Here is a 19,687-nt window from a genome sequence, read left to right on the forward strand (position 1 = left end):
TATGCGCACCCGACTCCGCCACCTGTCCGCCCTGGGCCTGGTAGCCGCCCTGCTGGCCGCCACCGCCCTGCTGGTCGCGCCGGTCACCCCGGCCTACGCGCACAACGTGCTGCGCAAGGCCACCCCGGCCCAGGACGCCGAGCTGACCAAGGCGCCCAAGAAGATCACGCTGGACTTCCTCCAGAAGCTGAACCCGGCGTTCACCACGATCACCCTCAGCGATGCCGACAAGCAGCCGGTGGCCACCGGCGAGCCGGAGGTCGAGGGCACCAAGGGCACCGTCACGATCGACTCGACCCTGCCCAACGGCGTCTACACGGTGGCGTACCGGGTGGTCTCCAGCGACGGGCACCCGGTGCAGGGCTCGTACAAGTTCACCGTGGCCGACCCGAGCGCCACCGCCGAGCCCAGCCCCAGCCCCAGCCCCAGCCCGGAGCCGACCGAGCCGACGGAGAGCCCCAGCCCGACCGCCGAGCAGACCTCCGTCGCGCCCGCCAGCCCCGCCGCCGGCGACTCCTCCGGTGGGGGTGCGGGTACGGCCGCGCTGTTGACCGGTGCCGCCGTACTGGCTGCCCTGGCGATCGGCGCGGTGGTCGTCCTGCTGCGCCGCCGCCGCTCCGGTGACAGCGCGGCGTGAGCACACCGACCTGACCAGCCGGGTCGGGTCAGGTCGGGCCGGCAGTTCGCCGCGTCCGCCGGCAGCTGTGGGTCAGGCGCCGCGTGGGGCGTACATGATGACGGCCACCCCGAGCAGGCAGAGCGCCGCTCCGGTCAGATCCCAGCGGTCCGGGCGGAAGCCGTCGAAGATCATTCCCCAGGCCAGGGAACCGGCGACGAAGACCCCGCCGTACGCGGCCAGGATGCGCCCGAAGTTGGGATCCGGCTGGAAGGTGGCGACGAACCCGTACGCGCCCAGGGCCAGCACCCCGGCGGCGACGAACCACAGCCCTCGGTGCTCCCGCCAGCCCTGCCACACCAGCCAGGCCCCACCGATCTCGGCGACAGCGGCCAGCACGAACAGCACGACGGAACGCAGCACGGTCACCTGCCGCACCCTACTGCGCGTCACCGCAGGCAACCAGATGCCCGGGGACTACTCTCGGTCGGCGTTGAGGAGGTGGTGACCGTGCCGCCCGAGCAGCCACCCGTCGATCCGGACGTCGACCTCCGCGTCCCGCGCCAGCGTGCCGAGTTGCGCGGCGGCACCCCCAGCCTGCTGGCGGCGATCGCCCTCGGCGGCATGATCGGTGCCGTCCTGCGGCACGGCTTGGCGGTGGCGTTCCCACATTCCCCCACCGGCTTTCCGTGGGCCACCTTCGCGGTGAACGTCTCCGGCTGCCTGCTCATCGGCGTCCTGATGGTGTTGATCACCGAGGTGTGGACCGCGCCTCGACTGGTCCGGCCCTTCCTCGGCGTCGGGGTGCTCGGCGGATACACCACCTTCTCCACGTACGCGGTGCAGGTGCAGCAGGCGGTGGCGGCCGGTGCGGCACGGACCGCGCTGCTGTACCTGGCCGGCACCCTGGTCGCCGCGCTTCTCGCCGTCCGGGTCGGCCTCACGCTCACCCGGCTGGCGACCGGCGCGCGACGCCTGCGGAGCAGCGGATGACGGTCCTGCTCGTGGCGCTCGGCGCGGCCGTCGGCGCACCGCTGCGCTACCTGCTCGATCGGGCGGTGCAGGCCCGGCACGGCTCGGCGTTCCCGTGGGGCACCCTCACCGTCAACGTGCTGGGCTCCTTGATTTTCGGGGTGCTGATCGGTGGCGCGGGGGCAGGCGCGGTGCCCGGTTCCCTGGTCGCCCTGCTCGGCAGCGGGCTGTGCGGGGCGCTGACCACCTACTCGACCTTCGGTTACGAGACGATCCGCCTCGTCGAGACTGGTGCCCGCCGGTACGCCCTGGCCAACGCCGTGGTCAGTGTGACCGCCGCGCTCGGTGCCGCGTTCGGCGGCGTCACCCTGGCCGAGGCGATCTGGGCCTGAGCGCCTGGTTTGCCCTGGCCGCAGGCGGGTAGACGGCGGCCCGCTGAGCTGGGCGAGGAGGCTCCGGTGCGGGGTGAGCAGGCCGTGGACCCGCAGTCGCCGCTGCCCGACCTGCTGCACCGACTCGACGCGAGCGAACACGGGCTGACCACCGACCAGGCCCGCCAACGGCTCGCCGAGTACGGCCGCAACGAGTTGCGCCGAACCCGCAGACGAAGCTGGTGGCGGGAGCTCGGGCGGCAGCTGATCCATCCCCTCGCCCTGCTGTTGTGGGTGGCCGCGATCCTCGCCTGGGTGGCCGGTACCGCCGTGCTGGGCGCGGCGATCCTGGCGGTCATCGCGGTCAACGCGGTGTTCGCCTCGGTGCAGGAGCGGCAGGCCGAGCGGGCGGTCGAGGCACTGACCCGGTACCTCCCCCAGCAGGCACGCGCCTTGCGAGACGGCAACTGGCAGGAGGTTGCGGTCGGGGAACTGGTTCCGGGTGACGTGATCGCCATCGGCGAGGGTGATCGGATCAGCGCCGACGCCCGGCTGCTCGACGGCGGTGTCGAGGTCGACCTGTCCGCCCTGACCGGTGAGTCGCAGCCCGCCTACCGCAGCGCCGACGCGACCGGTCCCGCCGAGAGCCTCACCGAGGCCGGCAACCTGGTGTTCAGCGGTACGTCCTGCCTGTCGGACGAGGCCCGCGGGATGATCTACGCGACCGGGATGCGAACCGAGCTGGGCCGGATCGCCGCCCTGTCCCAGCGGGTCGGTCGGGAGGAGAGCCCGCTCGAACGGCAGGTACGTCGGGTGGCCTGGCTGATCGCGGCAGTGGCGATCGGTGCCGGTGTGGTCTTCTTCCCGATCGGGGTGTTCGCCGCCGGTATGCCGATCTCCGACGCGTTCACCTTCGCGATCGGGTTGCTGGTCGCGAACGTGCCTGAGGGACTGCTGCCCACCATCACGTTGGCGCTGGCCGTCGGCGTACGCGGACTCGCCCGGCTGGGTGCGGTGATCAAGCGGCTAAGCGCCGTGGAGACCCTCGGCTCCACCACCGTCATCTGCACCGACAAGACCGGCACCATCACCGAGAACCGGATGCGGGTGACCGCTGTACGCGCCGCCGACGAGTTGCTGGATCCGCTGCCCGACCCGGTGCCGTCGCCCGGTCCCGCGCTGTCCGCTCTGGCCGCCACGGCGGCCGCCTGCAACAACGCCGAACTGCGCCCGGACGCCGACGTCGGCGACCCGACCGAGACCGCGCTGCTGCACTTCGCCGCGATGATCCGGCAGCCGGCCGGCAGCCGGCGGCAGAGCCAGTTCCACTTCGACCCGAGACTGCGGCTGATGTCCACCGTCGACGCCGTCGGTGCGGATCTCTGGCTGCACACCAAGGGTGCGCCGGAGGAGGTGCTGCGCCGCTGCACCCGGGTCATCGGTGCCGACGGCGACGACCGGTCACTGACCGAGCAGGCGCGGGCCGAGCTGGCCGAAGCGGTGACCGGGCAGGCTCGGCAGGGCCGCCGCGTCCTCGCCCTGGCACGACGCCGGTTGACCGGGCCGCCCGGGGATCGGGACACGACCGAGCGGGAGCTGACCTTCCTCGGCTTCGTCGCCATGGTGGATCCACCCCGGGCAGCGGTGCCGGACGCGGTGGCCAAGTGCCACACCGCGGGAATCCGGATCATCATGGTCACCGGCGACCACGGGTTGACCGCGACCGCCGTGGCCCGGCAGGTCGGGATCACCCGGGGCGATCCGACCGTGCTGACCGGCGCGGATCTCGACCGGATGACTCCCCAGGCGCTGCGGGACCTGCTCGCCGAGCAACGCGAAGTGATCTTCGCCCGGGTGTCGCCCGAGGCCAAGCTGCACATCGCCGAGGCACTGCGCGCCGACGGCCAGATCGTGGCGATGACCGGCGACGGGGTCAACGACGCGCCGGCCCTGCGCCGGGCCGACATCGGTGTGGCGATGGGACGTTCCGGAACGGACGTGACCCGGGAAGCCGCGACGATGGTGCTCACCGACGACAACTTCGCCACCATCGTGGCCGCCGTCGGGGCCGGTCGCCGGGTCTACGCCAACGTCCGCAAGTTCATCCTGTACATCCTCGCCCACACCACGCCCGAGGTCGTCCCGTTCCTGATCTTCGCGCTCTCCGCCGGGGCGGTGCCGCTGCCGTTGACCGTGCTCCAGATCCTCGCCATCGACCTGGGCACGGAGACGCTGCCCGCCCTGGCGCTGGGTCGGGAGCCGGCCGAGCCGGGATTGATGAACCGCCCACCCCGACGGCGTACCGAACGGGTCATCGACCGGCGGATGCTGCTGCGGGCCTGGGCGTTCCTCGGGCTGGTCTCCGCCGTACTGGTGATGGCGGGCTTCTTCGCCGTCCTGCTCGCCGGCGGCTGGACGCCGGGCGCGCCGACCGGGCCGGGCACCGCGCTGCACGAGACCTACCTCCAGGCCACCACGATGACCTTCCTCGGCATCGTGGCCTGTCAGATCGGCACCGCGTTCGCGGCCCGTACCGAACGCGCTCCGTTGCGGGCCGTCGGTGTGTTCTCCAACCGCCTGCTGCTGTGGGGCATCGCCTTCGAACTCGCCGTCGCCGCCGTCATCGTGGCCCTGCCGCCGTTGCCGGAGGTCTTCGGTACCCGGCCACCACCGCCACCGGCCCTGGCGCTGCTACTGGTCTTCCCCGTCGTCGTGTGGGGGGCCGACGAACTGCGGCGCAGGTTGATCCGGGGACGGACGCACCCGGCGGCGGGTCAGTCGATCGGGCGGGCGGCCCGAGGTGCCCCCTGACCAGCTACGAAGTGGCCCGGTGGGGAACCATGCCGACCTGATGAGCGACTATCGGTACATGGGGTGCGAGCAGTGGCGGGAGATTCTGTCGGCGCGGTTGGACGGCGAGGCCACGCCGGATGAGGAGCGTGCGGCCGACCGGCATCTCGACACCTGTGTGCCCTGCCAGGGCTGGTTGGAGCAGGTCACCACGGTGACCCGACGGGCGCGTACCCAGGTGGTGTCGCAGCTGCCGGACCTGACCGGGGCCATCCTCAGCGCGGTGCCGCCGCAGGGTGGGCGTACCCCCCTCCCGCGGCGACGCCGGTTCGCCCCGCTAGCCGGTCGGGTCACCCGGGTGACCACCCTGCGGACCGCCCTGGGGCTGCTCGGGGCGGTGCAGTTGGTCCTCGGGCTGGCGCAGGTCGGGCGGGCCGAGGTCGCCCAGCACCTGCACGCCAGCGGCCAACACCTGTGGCACGAGTCCGCCGCCTGGAACGTGGCGGTCGGGGCCGGTTTCCTCTTCGTGGCGCTGCGCCGCACCCGCCCCTCCGGGCTGCTGCCGATGCTCAGTGCCTTCGTGGCCACCCTCGTGCTGCTGTCGGTCAACGATCTCGTCGCCTCCCAGGTAGCGGTGGAACGCCTGGTCAGTCACGGCTTCCTGGTGGTCGGTTATCTGATCACCCTGCTACTGGCGCGCAGCATGCGGCAGCCGGGTGACCCGAGCGATCGGCAGCGCCCGGAACGGTCCCGTTGGCGGCTGCGCCTCGACGAGACCGAGGAGCCCGCCACCCTGCGGCTGCTGCCCCCGTACTCGGCTCAGGCCCACCATGTCTCGGGGCAGGCCTCTCGCCGTGCCGCCTGACCGACCCGACCCGGCCTACCTGGTGCGCCGATCGACTCACTCGAATCGCGCGGTCCGCCGGGATGGGCCGTAGACTGCGACGATGAGGCGTGTGAGGTGATCGAGCAGGCCCGAGGGTACGGGCATCTGTGCTGGGCCTACGACGATCCCGCCGAGTTCACCACCCGGGCGGAGGACTTCCTCCGGGCCGGCCTGGCCGCCGGCGAGCGGGTCTGGTACGTCGTCCCCGACTCACCTGTTCCCGTCCGCGACCGGTGGCGCGAGCTGGACCTGTTCGCCGACGCGCTGCCCGCCGGTGCCGCCGAGGTGCTCACCCTGGACGCGACCTACTCCGGCCCGGCGGTGGTCGACCCGGCCGGTCAGGTGGCGGCGTACCAGTCGGCCATCCAGGCGGCCCTCGACGACGGCTACCGCGGCCTGCGGGTCGCTGCGGACTGCACCGGTCTGGTCCGTACCCCGGCCCAGCGGGAGGCCTTCGCCCGCTACGAGCAGCGGGTCAACCGGATGATGCCCGGGGCGGCCTTCCACGCCATGTGCGGATATCACCGGCCCACGTTGGGGGATCGGGCGACAGCCGAGCTGGCCTGTCTGCATCCGGAGCACAACCTGGCCGACCTGCTGTTCCGGTTGTACGCCCCGACGACCCACCAGGGTCACGCAGTGCTCGCCGGGGAACTCGACCCGGCCAACCACGACCTGTTCCGCGAAGCCTTGGAGCGCACCGAATTGCGACCGGTCGACGGCGAGTTGACACTGGACGCGCGTGGGCTACGTTTCCTCGATCACCGTACGCTGGTTCATCTGAGTGAGTACGCCCGGCAGTGGGAGGCGAGACTGGTGCTGCGCGGCTCTCCGGCCGGCACCGCCCGCCTGGTCGCGTTGTTGGATCTGCCCGGTCTGTGTGTGGAGGTGGCCCGGTGAGAACGGGTCCGGCCGCTGGACGGTCCGGCTACTTCCACGAGGCCCTGTGCTACGCCCTGGACGAGGAGTTGCTGGCCGTCGCGGTGCCCTTCCTGCTCGACGGGGTGGCGGCCGGCGAGCCGACCTTCGTGGCCCTCGGCGAGCGCACCGGCGGCCTGGTCCGCTCGGCGTTGCCGACCGACAGCGGGGTGCAGTTCCTCACCGGTGCCGGGGTGTACGCCCGGCCCACCGCCGCGATCCGGATGTACCGCAAGCTCCTGGCCGACCTGGTGGCCGACGGTGCGGAACAGATCCGGATCATCGGCGAGGTGCCGCCGCCCTCGCTCGGGTCGACCTGGGACTGGTGGGCCCGGTACGAGGCGGCGATCAACCGGGCGTACGACGACTGGCCGTTGTGGAGCATGTGCGCGTACGACACCCGGATCACCCCGGCCGAGGTGCTGGCCGATGTCGCCGCCACCCACCCTCACTTCGCCACCGCCGACCGGGGGCACCTGCCCAGCCCCGACTATCTGCCCCCGGAGACCTTCCTGCGGCGCAACCGGCCGGTGCCCCCCGACCCGATCCAGGCCTACCCGCCGGTGCTCGAACTGACCGACCCGACCGCCGCCCAGGCCCGCTCGGCGGTGCACCGCGCCGGTCCGGGGCTCCTGCCGGCGGAGGACTTCGACGACTTCGTGATCGCGGTCAGCGAGACCGTGACCAACGGGCTGCGGCACGGGTCTCCACCCGTGCGGCTGCGCCTGTGGACGGCCCCGGACCGCATCGTGGCCACCGTCAGCGACACCGGCAGTGGGCCGGAGGACCCCTACGCCGGTCTGCTGCCGCCGACCGGCGGCAAGCCGGGCGGGCTGGGCCTGTGGATCACCTACCAGTCGTGCAACCACGTCACCCACTACCGGGACGCCGAGGGCTTCACCCTCCGGCTCACCGCCGGTCAACCCCCGATGCCGGGTGCGGCCGTACACAGCGAACCGCCGGGCGACGACAGTCGACCCGGCGGTTCGGTGGATCAGCAGGTCAGCTCCGGAACGCGTCCTTGATCTTCTCACCGGCCTGCTTGATGTTGGCGCGGGTCTGATCGGCGCGGCCCTCGGCCTCCAACTGCTCGTTGTCGGTGACCCGGCCGACACCCTCCTTGACCTTGCCGGTGGTGTTCTCGGTGCTGTTGTTGAACTTGTCCTCGACACCCATGTCAGCCTCCCGGGTTCGTTCGTTGGCTACCTCCATCAGGTACCCAGCCGAGCCCCGGCGAATCACCTGAATCAGCCGACGACCGGACGGAACCGACGCAGCCGCAGACTGTTGGCCACCACGAACACCGAGGAGAAGGCCATCGCCGCCCCGGCGATCATCGGGTTGAGCAGCCCGGCGGCGGCCAGGGGCAGGGCCGCCACGTTGTACGCGAAGGCCCAGAACAGGTTGCCCTTGATGGTGCCCAGGGTGCGCCGGGCCAGCCGGATGGCGTCCACCGCGGCCAGCAGGTCGTCCCGGACCAGGGTCAGGTCGGAGGCCTCGATCGCCGCGTCCGTGCCGGTGCCCATGGCCAGGCCGAGGTCGGCCTGGGCCAGGGCGGCGGCGTCGTTGACCCCGTCACCGACCATCGCCACCACCCGGCCCTCGGCCTGAAGCCGGGAGACGACCTCGACCTTCTCCGCCGGCAGCACCTCCGCGATCACCTCGTCGATGCCCACCTCGGCGGCCACCGCCGCCGCGACGGTGGAGTTGTCACCGGTCAGCAGCACCGGGGTCAGGCCGAGAGCCCGCAGCCGGCGTACCGCCTCCCCGCTGGTCGGCTTGACCTGGTCGGCCACCGCCAGCACGGCCCGGGCCCGGTTCTCCCAACCGACCACCACCGCCGTACGCCCGGCCGCCTCCGCATCGGTCGCCGCCCGCGCCAGATCCTCCGGTACGACCAGACCCCGCTCCCGCAGCAGCCGGGATCGACCCAGCAGCAGCTCCCGGCCCTCCACCGCGCCGGTGACCCCCAGCCCGGCGACGTTCGCGAAGCCGGTGACCGGCGGCAACTCGCCGACCTCGGCGGCCCCGGCGACCACGGCCCGGGCCACCGGATGCTCCGAGCCGGCCTCCAGGGCGGCGGCCAGCCGGAGCACCTCGTCCCGCTGCTCGCCCGCGCCCGGGGTCACCTCCAGCAGGGTCATCCGTCCGGTGGTGACCGTGCCGGTCTTGTCCAGCACTACCGTGTCCACCCGCTTGGTGGACTCCAGCATCTCCGGCCCCTTGATCAGCACACCCAGTTGGGCTCCGCGTCCCGTGCCGACCAGCAGGGCGGTCGGGGTGGCCAGGCCCAGGGCGCAGGGGCAGGCGATGATCAGTACCGCCACCGCGGCGGTGAAGGCCGCGGTCGGTCCGGCCCCGGAGCCCAGCCACCAGCCCAGGGTCCCGGCCGCCAGCAGCAGGACGACCGGTACGAAGATCCCGGAGATGCGGTCCGCCAGCCGTTGGGCGGCGGCCTTGCCGGACTGCGCCCGCTCGACCAGCCGGGCCATCTGGGCCAGTTGGGTGTCGCCGCCGACCCGGGTGGCGGTGACCACCAGTCGTCCGCCTGCATTGACGCAGCCCCCGACCACGGGGTCGCCCACCCCGACCTCGACCGGCACGGACTCCCCGGTGACCAGGCTGGTGTCGACCGCCGAGGAGCCCTCCGCCACCTTGCCGTCGGTGGCGATCTTCTCGCCGGGCCGCACCACGAACCGGTCCCCCACCGCGAGCTGTTCGACCGGGATCCGCTGCTCCACCCCGCCGCGCAGCACGGAGACGTCCTTGGCGCCGAGTTCCAGCAGGGCCCGCAGGGCCGCCCCGGCGGTGCGCTTGGACCGGGCCTCGAAGTACCGCCCGGCGAGGATGAAGGCGGTCACCCCGGCCGCCGCCTCCAGGTAGATGTTGCCGGCACCGTCGGTACGGCTGATGTCGAAGCTGAAGGGGTGGGTCATTCCGGGGGTGCCGGCGGTGCCGAGGAACAAGGCCCACACCGACCAGCCGAAGGCGGCCAGGGTGCCCACCGAGACCAGGGTGTCCATGGTCGCGGCGCCGTGTCGCAGGTTGACCAGGGCGGCCCGGTGGAACGGCAGCCCGCCGTAGACCACGACCGGGGCGGCCAGCACCAGGGACAGCCACTGCCAGTAGGTGAACTGCCAGGCCGGCACCATGGCCAGCACGATCACCGGCACGGCCAGCGCCACCGAGACCCACAGTCGGGTACGCAGACTCCGCAGCTCGTCCACCGGCTCCTCGCCGGTGGCTTCCGCGGCGGGCGGCTCGGGCAGCCTGGCCTGGTAGCCGGTCTTCTCCACCGTGGCGATCAGGTCCTGCGGGGTCAGCGACTCCGGGTAGGAGACGCTGGCCTTCTCGGTGGCGTAGTTGACGCTGGCCTGCACCCCCTCCAGCCGGTTCAGCTTCTTCTCGATGCGGGCGGCGCACGCGGCGCAGGTCATCCCACCGATCGACAGCTCGATCTGGTTGGTCGCGGTGGGCAGCGGGCTGCTGGTGGTCATCGCTGGTCCCGTCAGTTGTGCTCGTGTCCGGGGGTGCCGTGCTCGTCGGCGATGAGGCCCCCCGGGCTGGGGATGGCGCCCGGGTCACCGACGTGCACGGTGAACTCGGCGGTGCGTACCACCCCGTCGTGGCGGAAGTCGAGGTAGAGCCGGTACGCCCCGGCCGAGGGGAACTCGGCGCCGAAGCGCACCTGGGGCCCGGGTGCCGTCCGTCCGTCTCCCGGCTGACCCTCGGGGTGCACGTGCAGGTAGGCCAGGTCCCCCTGGCGCAGTGCGACCAGGTGGCCGAAGGCTCCCAGATGCGGTTCGAGATTCCGGACCGGCACCCCGTCCCGGCTGACGGTGAAGGTCAGGGTGGTGTTGCCGCCCGGCTGGGGGGTGCCGTGGAAGTCGACGGTGTAGTCGTGGACCCGGGTGCTGCCGGCCGGGGCGGGCAGGGGCTGCTCGGTCAACTCCCCCGGCACGGTCAGGTCCACCCCGAGGGTCAGGGCCTCGCCGCCGGTCGGGGTGAAGTCGGCGAAGGCCCGCCACACCCCGGGGGAACTCAACGGCGAGGCGACCCGCCAGGTGCCGTCGGCGGCCATCTCCGGGTGCACGTGCTGGAAGCCGCCGAGATCCCGCCGGGCGACGATCAGGTGCATCGGCTTGTCGTGGTTCACCTCGTACCGGGTCACCGGCTTCCCGTCAGGGCCGGTGACCCGGAAGGCGAACTCGCCCTCGGGGGCGGCGACCGGCACCAGGGTGTAGCCCCGGTCGGAGACGAGCAGCCCGCCCGGCAGGTGCCCACCGGGATCCGGGGTGTCGTGGCCGGGTGCGGTCGTGTCGTGCGAGCCGTCGCCCGCCTGGTGGCCCTCGGCGACGATCGGGGCGGGCGGGTCGGTCAGCTGACCTACCCCGTAGGCCGCGCCGAACACCGCCACCAGACCTAGCGCGAAGCCGGTCAGCTTCGTCGCTGTGTTCATGGTCGCACCTCGGGTTTCCGCCGTCGGTCGCCTCAGGCGCCGACCAGTTCGTATCCGGCCTCGTCGACGGCCGCGCGGACCGCCTCGTCGTCCAGCGGCTGTTCGCTGGTGACCTTGACCTGGCCGGTGGCCAGGTCGACCGCTACCTCGGTGACCCCGGGCAGCGCGGTGACCTCGGCGCTGACCGCGCCGACGCAGTGTCCGCAGGTCATGCCCTGCACCTGGTACGTCGTGGTGACCATGGAACTCTCCTCCTCCGCCTGACCCGGCCGAGAGGCGGCCGGCGTCTTGAAGAATACCCACGGGGGGTATCTCCAACGCCGACCCTAACATACCCCCCGGGGGTAGGTTATCCTCGTTGTCATGACCACACCCGCGCCGATCCGTGGCTACACCGCCAGCAAGGACCAACTGCTAGCCCGGCTTCGCCGGGTCGAGGGTCAGGTACGCGGCGTCGAGAAGATGGTCGACGAGGATCGCTACTGCATCGACGTGCTGACCCAGATCTCCGCCATCCAGGCGGCACTGGACAAGGTCGCCCTGGGCCTGCTCGACGGGCACGCCCGGCACTGCATGCACACCGGCGCAGTCGAGGGCCGCGCCGACGAGATGGCCACCGAGATGATGGCCGCCGTGGGCCGCCTGATGAAGCGGGGCTGAACGCCACCACGACACCCAGGTCGCCGGCCGCGAACCGCCGAGGAACGGGCGCGGCCTGCGATCCGATCCCGGGCTGGCTACGATTCCCAGACGATGGTCTGCCGACATCCGGGCCCACCGGCCTGCGTCCGCCACCGGCGGCGCACCCGCATCCGCCGCCACTGTCCGGCGGCCGGTCAGAGCCCACCCCGGCAATCACCGTACGCAGCGGGTCCGCCACATTCCGGCCACCTCGGCCGCCCACCGCGACAGTCGTACGACCGGGCTGAACCGACTCGCCCGCCGACACGTACTCCGCTGAAGAGATCGTTGGGAGACTAGCGAATGGGCGCCGATCACAGCCGGACCGCTCCGCCCACCCCGCCCGGGGTGCGGCGGATCCTCATCGTGACGGTCGTCCCCCTCTTCCTCGTCACGTTGATCGCCGCCCTGGTGCTCTGGCCCCGCGACGCCCCCCGCCCGGAGGCCGCCGACGACCTGCCCCGCTACCAGGGCACGGTCACCCGGGTGGTCACCGAACCCTGCCCGCCCAACCCCACCGTGCCGGAGGGCACCCCGACCACCGGCGGGGGTCCCTGCGGCACCGTCACGGTGCAGGTCCAGGACGGCCCGGACGCCGGTCAGCAGGTCGACACCCCCATCCCGGCCGGGCCGGGCGCCCCCTCGGTGGACGTCGGCGACGAGGTCATCCTGGTCTCGCTGATCGACCCGGAGGACCCCTCGATCAGCAACTACAACATCGCCGAGCACCAGCGGGGGATGCCCCTGATCTGGCTGGGGGTGCTCTTCGCCGCCGCCATCGTGGCCTTCGGGCGGCTGCGCGGGCTGGCGGCCCTGGCCGGGCTGGGGGCCAGCTTCGCCATCCTGCTCACCTTCGTACTGCCGGGCATCAGCGCCGGCCAGCCGCCCCTGGTGGTGGCCATCGTCGGCGCCGCGTTGATCATGTTCGTGGTGCTGTACCTGACCCACGGGGTGTCCGCGCAGACCTCGGTGGCCGTACTCGGCACCCTCGGCGCCCTGGTGCTCACCGGGCTGCTCGGTCTGGCCGCCACGAACGCCACCCACCTGACGGGGTTCGGCAGCGAGGACGCCACCACCCTGTCGATGTTCCGGGGCGATGTCGACCTGCACGGCCTGCTGCTGGCCGGCATCATCATCGGTTCGCTGGGGGTCCTCGACGACGTCACCGTCACCCAGGCCGCGGCGGTCACCGAGTTGGCCCACGCCAACCCCAACCTGTCCCGCCGCCAGCTGTACCGCTCGGCCACCCGGGTGGGCCGGGCCCACATCGCCTCGGTGGTGAACACCATCGTCCTGGCGTACGCCGGTGCCTCGCTGCCCCTGCTGCTCCTGCTGACGGCCGACTCCCGCGCCCTGGGGCAGATCCTCACCAGCGAGTTCCTGGCCCAGGAGATCGTCCGCAGTGTGGTGGCCACCCTGGGGCTGATCGCCGCCGTACCCCTGACCACCGCCCTGGCCACGGTGGTGACCACCGCCGGTCGGCAGCGCGCCGGGACGGACCTCGCGGCCCCCGCCCCCGACGAGGTGGCCGCCGTCGGCGAAGGCCGCCCCCGGGTCCCCCGGCCGGCTACGGACCGGGCCGAGGCCCTGCAGGCTCTCAGCGATCCGCGTACCCGTCACACACCCCCCGCCACCCGTTCGGAGTGGCCCGAACCGGACAGGAGCACCGACACCCCATGGTGACACTGCTCAACGTGAGCACGCCGACCACATCGGTCGCTATGCGTGGCGCTCGTCACCCATTGCGATTACGAAATGACGTATCTCGCCGGGTTCGGTACGTAGAAGCCCAGACGGACTCTCGGGTAACCTCACTGCCGGTCACCGCCGAAGGCGCGCACCGGCGCCTGCGGTGCCACCGCCCAATCGCCGCCAGGCGAGCCGGGGACCCAGGTACCTGGGGTGAATCCGCGAAAGCGGTAGGGGCCACTTCCGTCCCGAACCCGTCAGCTAACCCGGTCGGCGGTCGATGGAAGGGAAGACAGTGACGGCACCCCTACGCCGCTGGTTGACGCCCGTGGTGGCCGTGTTCGCCGCGTTCGCCGTCTTCGCCGGCCCCCTGCCGGCGACGGCTGCGCCGAACGCCCCCAAACCAGCCGGTCACGACGACGATCCGCCGATGCTCAACGAGTTGATCGAGGCGACCAACCGGGACTACACCAAGGCCAAGTCGAAGCTGGAGAAGTCCAAGAAGAAGCAGCTCAAGCTGGCCGTCGAACTCCGCCGCGCCGAGGCCGACCTGGACGCCCTTGCCCCACAGGTCGCCGAGATCGCCACCCAGTCGTACCGGACCGGGCGGGTCGGCGCGATCGCCATGCTGTTGCAGACCAACGCGCCGGACTCCTTCATCCACCGGGCCTCCGCCCTGGACGAGCTGAACCTGGTCAACAGCAAGAAGCTGGCCGAGGTCAACGCGGTCAAGCGCCGCGCCGAGACGGCCAAGCTGGCGCTCGACGCCGAGGTACGCGAGCAGCAGAAGCTGACCAACGACATGGCCCGCAAGAAGAGCGACGCGGAGAAGTCCCTCCGGCTGGTCGGTGGGGTCGGCCTCACCGGTGGCCTGGTGGCCGCTACCTCCCCGGTGGCCCGCCCCGGCCCCAACCGGTCCTCCGACGGCGGCTGGAAGCCCGAGTCGTGCAACCAGGACGACCCGACCACCTCGGGCTGCATCACCGCGCGCACCCTGCACATGTACAAGGAGGTCAAGCGGGCTGGGTTCAACCGGTTCGTCGGCTGCTACCGCCCGGGTGACAAGTGGGAGCACCCCAAGGGCCGGGCCTGTGACTGGTCGTTGCAGAACAGCGGTTTCCGCCCCTGGTACAACAACGACACCCGGATCTACGGCAACAACCTGGCCGCCTTCCTGGTCCGTAACGCCGACCGGCTGGGTGTCTACTACGTGATCTGGAACCGGCAGATCTGGTTCCCGGCGACCGGATGGAGTTCCTACAGCGGCCCGTCGAACCACACCGACCACGTACACGTCTCGATGCTCTAGCGTCTCCGGCACCGCTTCGAGGGCCGTCCCGCCGGCTGGCAGGACGGCCCTCGTCGTCAGGCGGCGAGGGCGGCGGTGGCAACCAGGTCGGCGGGCTCCGCGGCCACCGCCCGGGCCTCCCCGGCGGCCAGCCGGTACGACATGCCGACCACCGCGCAGCGCCCGGCGGACACCTCGGCGGCCAGGGTGGTGGAGGCCTCCAGCATCGCCGTCACGGTCTGCGCGATGTGGATGTCGACGATCTGGTTCAGGTCCTCCACCCCGGCGGCCTCCGCCCGGCGCAGGCTGGGCACCACGGCGTCCACCACCGCGCCCAGGTGCCCGGCGGGGGTGCTGCCGGTGGCCAGGGCCGCCCGGGCCGCCTGCACGGCACCGCACGAGTCGTGCCCGAGCACCACCACCAACGGCGTACGCAGGACGGCCACCGCGTACTCGACACTGCCCAGCACCTCGGGGCCGATGGTGTGCCCGGCGGTACGGACCACGAAGAGGTCCCCCAGCCCACGATCAAAGATGATCTCGGCGGCCAGTCGGGAGTCCGAGCAGCCCACGATCACCGCGAAGGGATGCTGCTCGGCCGCCACGGCGGCCCGCCGCCCGGCGTTCTGATTCGGATGCCACGGGGTGTCGGTGACGAACCGCCGGTTGCCGGCGATCAGCTCGGCCAGCGCCCGCTGCGGGGCACCCGGAAGATCCGCAGTGAGCAGTTCACGCTCCAGCCCTGGGTGTGTTCCGATCGCTCCGGGTCGACTCATCCGGCGTCTCCTCGCTGCTCATGGGATGCCTGGTCACCCCGGCCGACGCTGGTCGCGGGCTGCTCCAACCGTCACACGCACTGCAAGCCGCGTCAAGCAATGCGTGATATGCATTTCAGGTATCGCCGAACACTTGCCTTCGCGCAGGTCAGGGTGCTCGGGCCGGACGGCGTGGCCCGGAGAAGCCGAAAGGCCCATACGATGGGCGGCATGGCAACCACCGGCGAGCGGGAGAACGCCCGTAACTGGACTTTTCTCACCAATCATGCTCATGTGCTGCTCGCCATCGCCCGCAACCCCACTGCCCGGTTACGGGACGTCGCCGACGAGGTGGGGGTGACCGAGCGGGCCGCCCAGGCCATCGTCGCCGACCTGGAGGCCGGGGGTTACCTGCACCGCACCCGGGTCGGGCGACGCAACGAGTACACCCTCAACCCGGCCGGCCGGTTCCGTCACCCCGCCGAGGCCGATCGACAGGTCGGCGACCTGCTGGCGTTGTTCACCAAGGAGCCGGTGGCCGGCCCCACCCCCTGACAGCTGTGCGGCCCCGGCGGCCCGTCCGCTGCGGCAGTGACGGCGTGGTCGGCTTCACCATCCCGGGCCGAACGGACCGCTGCGATCCTGCGGCAGGGGCGATAGGTTTGACCGCGTGCCGACTTTCGCGTTCGCCCGTCCACTGTGGCCGGCCGGGCGCTGCGCGCTGGCGGATCTGACCCGCCTGGCGCTGGTGGCACTCATCCTCGCGGTCGGTCTCGGCGGGGCCACCGCAGGTCGCCCCGACACCACCGATCTCCCGGCGGCGCCGGCCACCACCGGACTCGCCAGCCGAGCCGTGGATGGCCCCCTGACCAAGTGGCCGGGACGAGAGGTGTCGACCTCCACCGGGCCTGCGGTCACCGCTGCGCCCGCCACCGGGTCTGTGGTCTCCGTTGCGTCCGCCATCGGTCACGCGCCAACCCAGCCCGTCCGGGCGCTCGCCGTAACCGTGGTGTCGCACCCTGAGCCCTCCGAGGCCGCTGCCGCGCCGGCCATCGCCGTCGCGCCCCGGCCCGCCGTCGTACACCTCGCGACCGGTGCCGGTGAACCGACCCGGCGCGGCCCACCCACCGCCTGACCGGAGCGAGCCGAGGAGCGCCGCCCGACCGGGTCGGGCTGAGAACCATCGGCCGACCGGGGGCTGACCACCGCCGATACCGGCCCGTCCCGCCCCCGGTCAGGGCCGCAGTCCAGAACCCGTGCCACCGCCTCCCGGCCTCGTTCCCGCCCTGGCAGCACAGACGACGAAACCTATCCGCCACGAGGTGCTGATGATGCAGACCACTCTCTCCGCCGTCCTTCCCGACGTGCCCCGGGCCGCCGCGATCTGGCTGAGCCTGTTGGGCATCGTCACGCTCGCCGTCTCCGCTCTGCTGCTGCGTCCCCGGCGGCTCCGGTTCGACGTGGGTGCCCGCATCCGCGAGGCCGCCCTGCCGAGTCCGCCGGAGCCCCACGAGGAGGACCGGTGGGCTCAGGAGGTCATGGTGGCCGCCGAGCGGGCCGAGGCGACCGCTCGCCGCCGACGCGAGGAGTGGGTGGCCGCGCAGGACGCGGCCGAGCAGGCGTGGCAGGCGTACCAGGCGGCGGAGGCGGACGTTCGTCGGTTGGCCGACGCCGCGAGCATGCCGCTGCCGCAGACCCCCCGCACCCCGGCCGAGTACGCCGACCGGGAGCGCTGGTTGCACCGGGCGGCCCTGGAGGCGTACTGGCGGCGGGATCTGTCGGTGGAGCAGCTCAGTGACGTCTTCGCGCACCGTGGCTGGGATCCCCGCCTGCACCCGGTCGAGCAGGAGTTGGTGCTGCACCGGGCGATCCGCGACCACCGGCTGGCCCAGCAGCGCATCGCCCGCGACCTGGAGCAGGAAGCCTGGCACGCCGCCGAGGCGGCCGCCGCAGCCGCCCGCAGCCTGCGAGCGGAGACCGTCTCCGCCCTCCTGCCGGCAGCCGAACCCCAGGATTCCCTGCTCCCCTTCGCCGAACCCGACACCGACCAGACCCGCGACCTCCCCGCCGTCCCCGTCTCCACCCCCCGAACCCCCGCCACCGCCTACTAACCACCCCACCCCCACCCCCGCCGCTCGGGGTGTTGATCAAGAAGTTTTGGTCCGGATCGGCCTGAATCCCGACCGAGAAACCTCTGATCACCCAGGCTGGGAGCGGGTGGGCGGTGTCGGATGGGGGGTGGATGGGTACCTCCTCGCGGACGCGAGGAGGGCGACGTGGTCGCAGCGGGTGCCGGGCGCGGGACCGAGGAGGCAGCGGACCGGGGAGCCGGACCACGACAGGCGTGGGCGAGCCTGCCCTGGCTGGTACGTACCGCCGTGCTGTGGAGCGCCTGCCTGGTGGTGATCGCCGCCGGGCTCTACCTGCTGGCCCGGATCATCATCCTGGTCACGCCGCTGGCCATCGCCCTGGCCGCCACCTTCTTCCTCTCCGCGCTGCTCGACCCGGTGCAACTCGCGCTGCGTCGGCTACGGCTACCCGCCTCGCTGGCCGCCCTGCTCACCGTCCTGCTGCTGCTCGGCATCCTGGGCGGTCTGGGGGTGCTGGTCTGGAACCTGACCGCCAGCCAGTTCAGCGAGCTGGGTGACGAACTGCGGCAGGGGATCGGGCGAACCCGCGATCTGATCACCTCGACCCTGCCGGTGACCGACCAGCAGCTCGACGGTCTGCTCGCCCAGTTGCGCGAGGCGGCCACCAGCCAGAAGGTCGACCCGGTCGCCAGCGCCCGCACGGTCACCGAGGTGTTCGGCTCCGCCCTGCTGGCCCTGGTGTTGCTGTTCTTCCTCCTCAAGGACGGCCGGGCGATGTGGCACTGGACGTTGCGCCGCACGGCCGGGCCGAACCGGGAGATCGCCGCCGAGGCCGGCCGGGTCGGTTGGCGCACCCTGGGCTCGTACAGCCGGGGCACCATGCTGATCGCGGGCATCGACGCGGTCGGCATCGGCTTGGCGCTGGTACTGCTCGGGGTGCCGCTGGCCTTCCCCCTGGCCTTGATCACATTCATCGGTGGGTTCGTACCGATCATCGGGGCGACCGTGGCCGGTGCGGTCGCGGTGCTGGTGGCCCTGGCCGCCAACGGTCCCACGACGGCGCTGCTCACCCTGGCCGCGGTGATCGCCGTGCAGCAGATCGAGGGGAACCTGCTGGAGCCGCTGGTGATGAAGCGCCAGGTACGGCTGCACCCGGTGGTGATCCTGTTGGCGGTCACCGCCGGCACCCTCATCGCCGGCATCGCCGGCGCCTTCGTCGCGGTGCCGATAACGGCCGTGGCCTGGCGGGTCATCGACAGCGTGCAGCGCCAACGACAGGCCGCCGCAGCCACAGCCCGTCCGGCACCTCCGGCACCGGAGGACCCCCCGGCCCCACCCCATCCCGTACCCGGCTGAGGTGCCCTGACCCCGCCCGCCGCGCCGCCGCGCTCCTGGCCGGCCGGGTCAGGCCGGGGCGGGTTGGGGGTGCAGGTGCTCGCGGAACCAGTCGGCCGCCGCCTCGGCCACCTGTTCCAGGGTGCCGGGCTCCTCGAAGAGGTGTGTCGCACCGGGGATCACCCGCAGGTCAGCGAGGGCGGTCAGTTGGCTGCGCGCCTGCCGGTTGAGCGCGAGCACCTGCTCGTCCAGGCCACCGACGAGCAGCAGGGTGGGGGCGCGTACCTGGCCCAGGGCGGCACCGGCCAAGTCGGGGCGACCCCCTCGGGACACCACGGCGTGCACCTGCTCCGGCCGTCGAGCCGCCGCGACCAGGGCGGCGGCGGCACCCGTACTGGCCCCGAAGATGCCGATCCGGGCCCCGCCGAAGGGGCGCGCCGAGGCCAGCCAGTCCACGATCCCGGCCAGCCGGGCGGCCAGCAGGTCGATGTCGAAGCGCAGTTCCGCGGTGACGACGTCCGCCTCGGCCTCCTCCGGGGTGAGCAGGTCTACCAGGACGGTGCCCAGCCCGCCCGCGCTGAGGGACCTCGCCACGGCGACGTTACGCGGACTGTGCCGTGAGCTGCCGCTGCCGTGGGCGAACAGCACCGCCCCCACCGGCTCGGTCGGCACCAGCAGATCCGCCGGTAGGTCGGCCCCGCCGGCCGGGATCGTCACCGCCTCGTCCCGCACGTCCATCCTCATTCTCCAGACACGGCCGGGCCAGATCACGGGCCGGCCAGATCACGGGCCGGGCCACGCCGCACCGGTCGAATTGGTAGACCCGCCGTGACCCCC

At 72.4% G+C, this 19,687-nt stretch carries 21 protein-coding genes and 1 riboswitch; of the genes, 14 read left to right on the forward strand and 7 right to left on the reverse strand.

The features are described from left to right. Window position 1: 1 nt before the first annotated feature. Window positions 2-637 (forward strand): copper resistance CopC family protein, encoded by a 636-nt coding sequence (locus ACGFIK_RS22100; protein WP_327023111.1) that lies wholly within the window; start codon window positions 2-4, stop codon window positions 635-637. 72 nt (window positions 638-709) lie between these two features. Here the strand turns inward: ACGFIK_RS22100 and ACGFIK_RS22105 are convergent, their stop codons facing one another. Next, window positions 710-1,045 carry a YnfA family protein gene (locus ACGFIK_RS22105; RefSeq protein WP_327023112.1) on the reverse strand — a complete coding sequence of 112 codons (336 nt, stop codon included), beginning with the start codon at window positions 1,043-1,045 and terminating at the stop codon, window positions 710-712. Window positions 1,046-1,120: 75 nt separating this feature from the next. Here ACGFIK_RS22105 and crcB (ACGFIK_RS22110) point away from each other — a divergent pair, with 75 nt between their 5' ends. The 6 genes from crcB (ACGFIK_RS22110) to ACGFIK_RS22135 all read left to right on the forward strand — a co-directional run bounded on the left by crcB (ACGFIK_RS22110) (window position 1,121) and on the right by ACGFIK_RS22135 (window position 7,578). Continuing rightward, window positions 1,121-1,609, forward strand: a complete 489-nt coding sequence (gene crcB / locus ACGFIK_RS22110) for a fluoride efflux transporter CrcB (RefSeq protein ID WP_327023113.1) — start codon at window positions 1,121-1,123, stop codon at window positions 1,607-1,609. Continuing rightward, the gene (gene crcB / locus ACGFIK_RS22115) at window positions 1,606-1,980 is read left to right on the forward strand and encodes a fluoride efflux transporter CrcB (protein ID WP_327023114.1); all 375 of its coding nucleotides are present in this window, start codon (window positions 1,606-1,608) and stop codon (window positions 1,978-1,980) included. The genes crcB (ACGFIK_RS22110) and crcB (ACGFIK_RS22115) overlap by 4 nt, the downstream gene beginning before the upstream one ends. Window positions 1,981-2,046: 66 nt before the next feature. Next, window positions 2,047-4,770 carry a cation-transporting P-type ATPase gene (locus tag ACGFIK_RS22120; protein ID WP_327023115.1) on the forward strand — a complete coding sequence of 908 codons (2,724 nt, stop codon included), beginning with the start codon at window positions 2,047-2,049 and terminating at the stop codon, window positions 4,768-4,770. Between the two features lie 58 nt (window positions 4,771-4,828). Beyond that, window positions 4,829-5,614, forward strand: a complete 786-nt coding sequence (locus ACGFIK_RS22125) for a zf-HC2 domain-containing protein (RefSeq protein WP_327027297.1) — start codon at window positions 4,829-4,831, stop codon at window positions 5,612-5,614. 96 nt (window positions 5,615-5,710) lie between these two features. Then, window positions 5,711-6,535, forward strand: coding sequence for an MEDS domain-containing protein (locus ACGFIK_RS22130; RefSeq protein ID WP_327023116.1), 825 nt, complete (start codon window positions 5,711-5,713; stop codon window positions 6,533-6,535). Further along, entirely contained in the window at window positions 6,532-7,578 is a 1,047-nt protein-coding gene (locus ACGFIK_RS22135; RefSeq protein WP_327023117.1) for an anti-sigma factor RsbA family regulatory protein, read from the forward strand. The genes ACGFIK_RS22130 and ACGFIK_RS22135 overlap by 4 nt, the downstream gene beginning before the upstream one ends. On the opposite strand, the gene ACGFIK_RS22140 is transcribed toward ACGFIK_RS22135, so the two are convergent. From ACGFIK_RS22140 to ACGFIK_RS22155, 4 genes are all read right to left on the reverse strand, one after another. Continuing rightward, window positions 7,556-7,729, reverse strand: a complete 174-nt coding sequence (locus ACGFIK_RS22140) for a CsbD family protein (RefSeq protein WP_327023118.1) — start codon at window positions 7,727-7,729, stop codon at window positions 7,556-7,558. The two genes, ACGFIK_RS22135 and ACGFIK_RS22140, sit on opposite strands and share 23 nt — an antisense overlap. A 71-nt stretch (window positions 7,730-7,800) precedes the next feature. Beyond that, window positions 7,801-10,050, reverse strand: a complete 2,250-nt coding sequence (locus ACGFIK_RS22145) for a heavy metal translocating P-type ATPase (protein WP_327023119.1) — start codon at window positions 10,048-10,050, stop codon at window positions 7,801-7,803. Window positions 10,051-10,061: 11 nt separating this feature from the next. Beyond that, window positions 10,062-11,012 carry a hypothetical protein gene (locus ACGFIK_RS22150; protein ID WP_393341067.1) on the reverse strand — a complete coding sequence of 317 codons (951 nt, stop codon included), beginning with the start codon at window positions 11,010-11,012 and terminating at the stop codon, window positions 10,062-10,064. 32 nt (window positions 11,013-11,044) lie between these two features. Continuing rightward, window positions 11,045-11,254 carry a cation transporter gene (locus ACGFIK_RS22155; protein WP_327023121.1) on the reverse strand — a complete coding sequence of 70 codons (210 nt, stop codon included), beginning with the start codon at window positions 11,252-11,254 and terminating at the stop codon, window positions 11,045-11,047. Window positions 11,255-11,375: 121 nt separating this feature from the next. Between ACGFIK_RS22155 and ACGFIK_RS22160 the strand changes: the two genes are divergently transcribed. From ACGFIK_RS22160 to ACGFIK_RS22170, 3 genes are all read left to right on the forward strand, one after another. Next, on the forward strand, window positions 11,376-11,672 hold the full coding sequence (locus ACGFIK_RS22160; protein WP_327023122.1) for a metal-sensitive transcriptional regulator: 297 nt from the start codon (window positions 11,376-11,378) through the stop codon (window positions 11,670-11,672). Between the two features lie 324 nt (window positions 11,673-11,996). Next, on the forward strand, window positions 11,997-13,376 hold the full coding sequence (locus ACGFIK_RS22165; RefSeq protein WP_327023123.1) for a YibE/F family protein: 1,380 nt from the start codon (window positions 11,997-11,999) through the stop codon (window positions 13,374-13,376). A gap of 166 nt (window positions 13,377-13,542) precedes the next feature. Further along, window positions 13,543-13,674: riboswitch (cyclic di-AMP (ydaO/yuaA leader) on the forward strand. A 3-nt stretch (window positions 13,675-13,677) separates the two neighbouring features. Next, window positions 13,678-14,691, forward strand: coding sequence for a hypothetical protein (locus ACGFIK_RS22170; protein WP_327023124.1), 1,014 nt, complete (start codon window positions 13,678-13,680; stop codon window positions 14,689-14,691). Window positions 14,692-14,747: 56 nt separating this feature from the next. Here ACGFIK_RS22170 and ACGFIK_RS22175 read toward each other — a convergent pair whose 3' ends face one another. Continuing rightward, window positions 14,748-15,446 carry a carbonic anhydrase gene (locus ACGFIK_RS22175; protein ID WP_327023125.1) on the reverse strand — a complete coding sequence of 233 codons (699 nt, stop codon included), beginning with the start codon at window positions 15,444-15,446 and terminating at the stop codon, window positions 14,748-14,750. Between the two features lie 201 nt (window positions 15,447-15,647). Between ACGFIK_RS22175 and ACGFIK_RS22180 the strand changes: the two genes are divergently transcribed. The 4 genes from ACGFIK_RS22180 to ACGFIK_RS22195 all read left to right on the forward strand — a co-directional run bounded on the left by ACGFIK_RS22180 (window position 15,648) and on the right by ACGFIK_RS22195 (window position 18,871). Beyond that, the gene (locus ACGFIK_RS22180; protein WP_327023126.1) at window positions 15,648-15,980 is read left to right on the forward strand and encodes a MarR family winged helix-turn-helix transcriptional regulator; all 333 of its coding nucleotides are present in this window, start codon (window positions 15,648-15,650) and stop codon (window positions 15,978-15,980) included. A 115-nt stretch (window positions 15,981-16,095) separates the two neighbouring features. Then, window positions 16,096-16,560 carry a hypothetical protein gene (locus ACGFIK_RS22185; RefSeq protein ID WP_393341071.1) on the forward strand — a complete coding sequence of 155 codons (465 nt, stop codon included), beginning with the start codon at window positions 16,096-16,098 and terminating at the stop codon, window positions 16,558-16,560. A 196-nt stretch (window positions 16,561-16,756) separates the two neighbouring features. Then, a complete protein-coding gene (locus tag ACGFIK_RS22190) occupies window positions 16,757-17,536 on the forward strand; it encodes a hypothetical protein (protein WP_393341073.1) in 780 nt (259 codons plus the stop codon). 165 nt (window positions 17,537-17,701) lie between these two features. Beyond that, the gene (locus ACGFIK_RS22195) at window positions 17,702-18,871 is read left to right on the forward strand and encodes an AI-2E family transporter (RefSeq protein WP_327023129.1); all 1,170 of its coding nucleotides are present in this window, start codon (window positions 17,702-17,704) and stop codon (window positions 18,869-18,871) included. Between the two features lie 48 nt (window positions 18,872-18,919). On the opposite strand, the gene ACGFIK_RS22200 is transcribed toward ACGFIK_RS22195, so the two are convergent. Next, window positions 18,920-19,588, reverse strand: a complete 669-nt coding sequence (locus tag ACGFIK_RS22200) for a dienelactone hydrolase family protein (RefSeq protein WP_393341076.1) — start codon at window positions 19,586-19,588, stop codon at window positions 18,920-18,922. Window positions 19,589-19,687: the final 99 nt, after the last annotated feature.

It is taken from the genome of Micromonospora sp. NPDC048871 (genome assembly GCF_043198155.1).
Taxonomy (GTDB): Bacteria; Actinomycetota; Actinomycetes; order Mycobacteriales; family Micromonosporaceae; genus Micromonospora.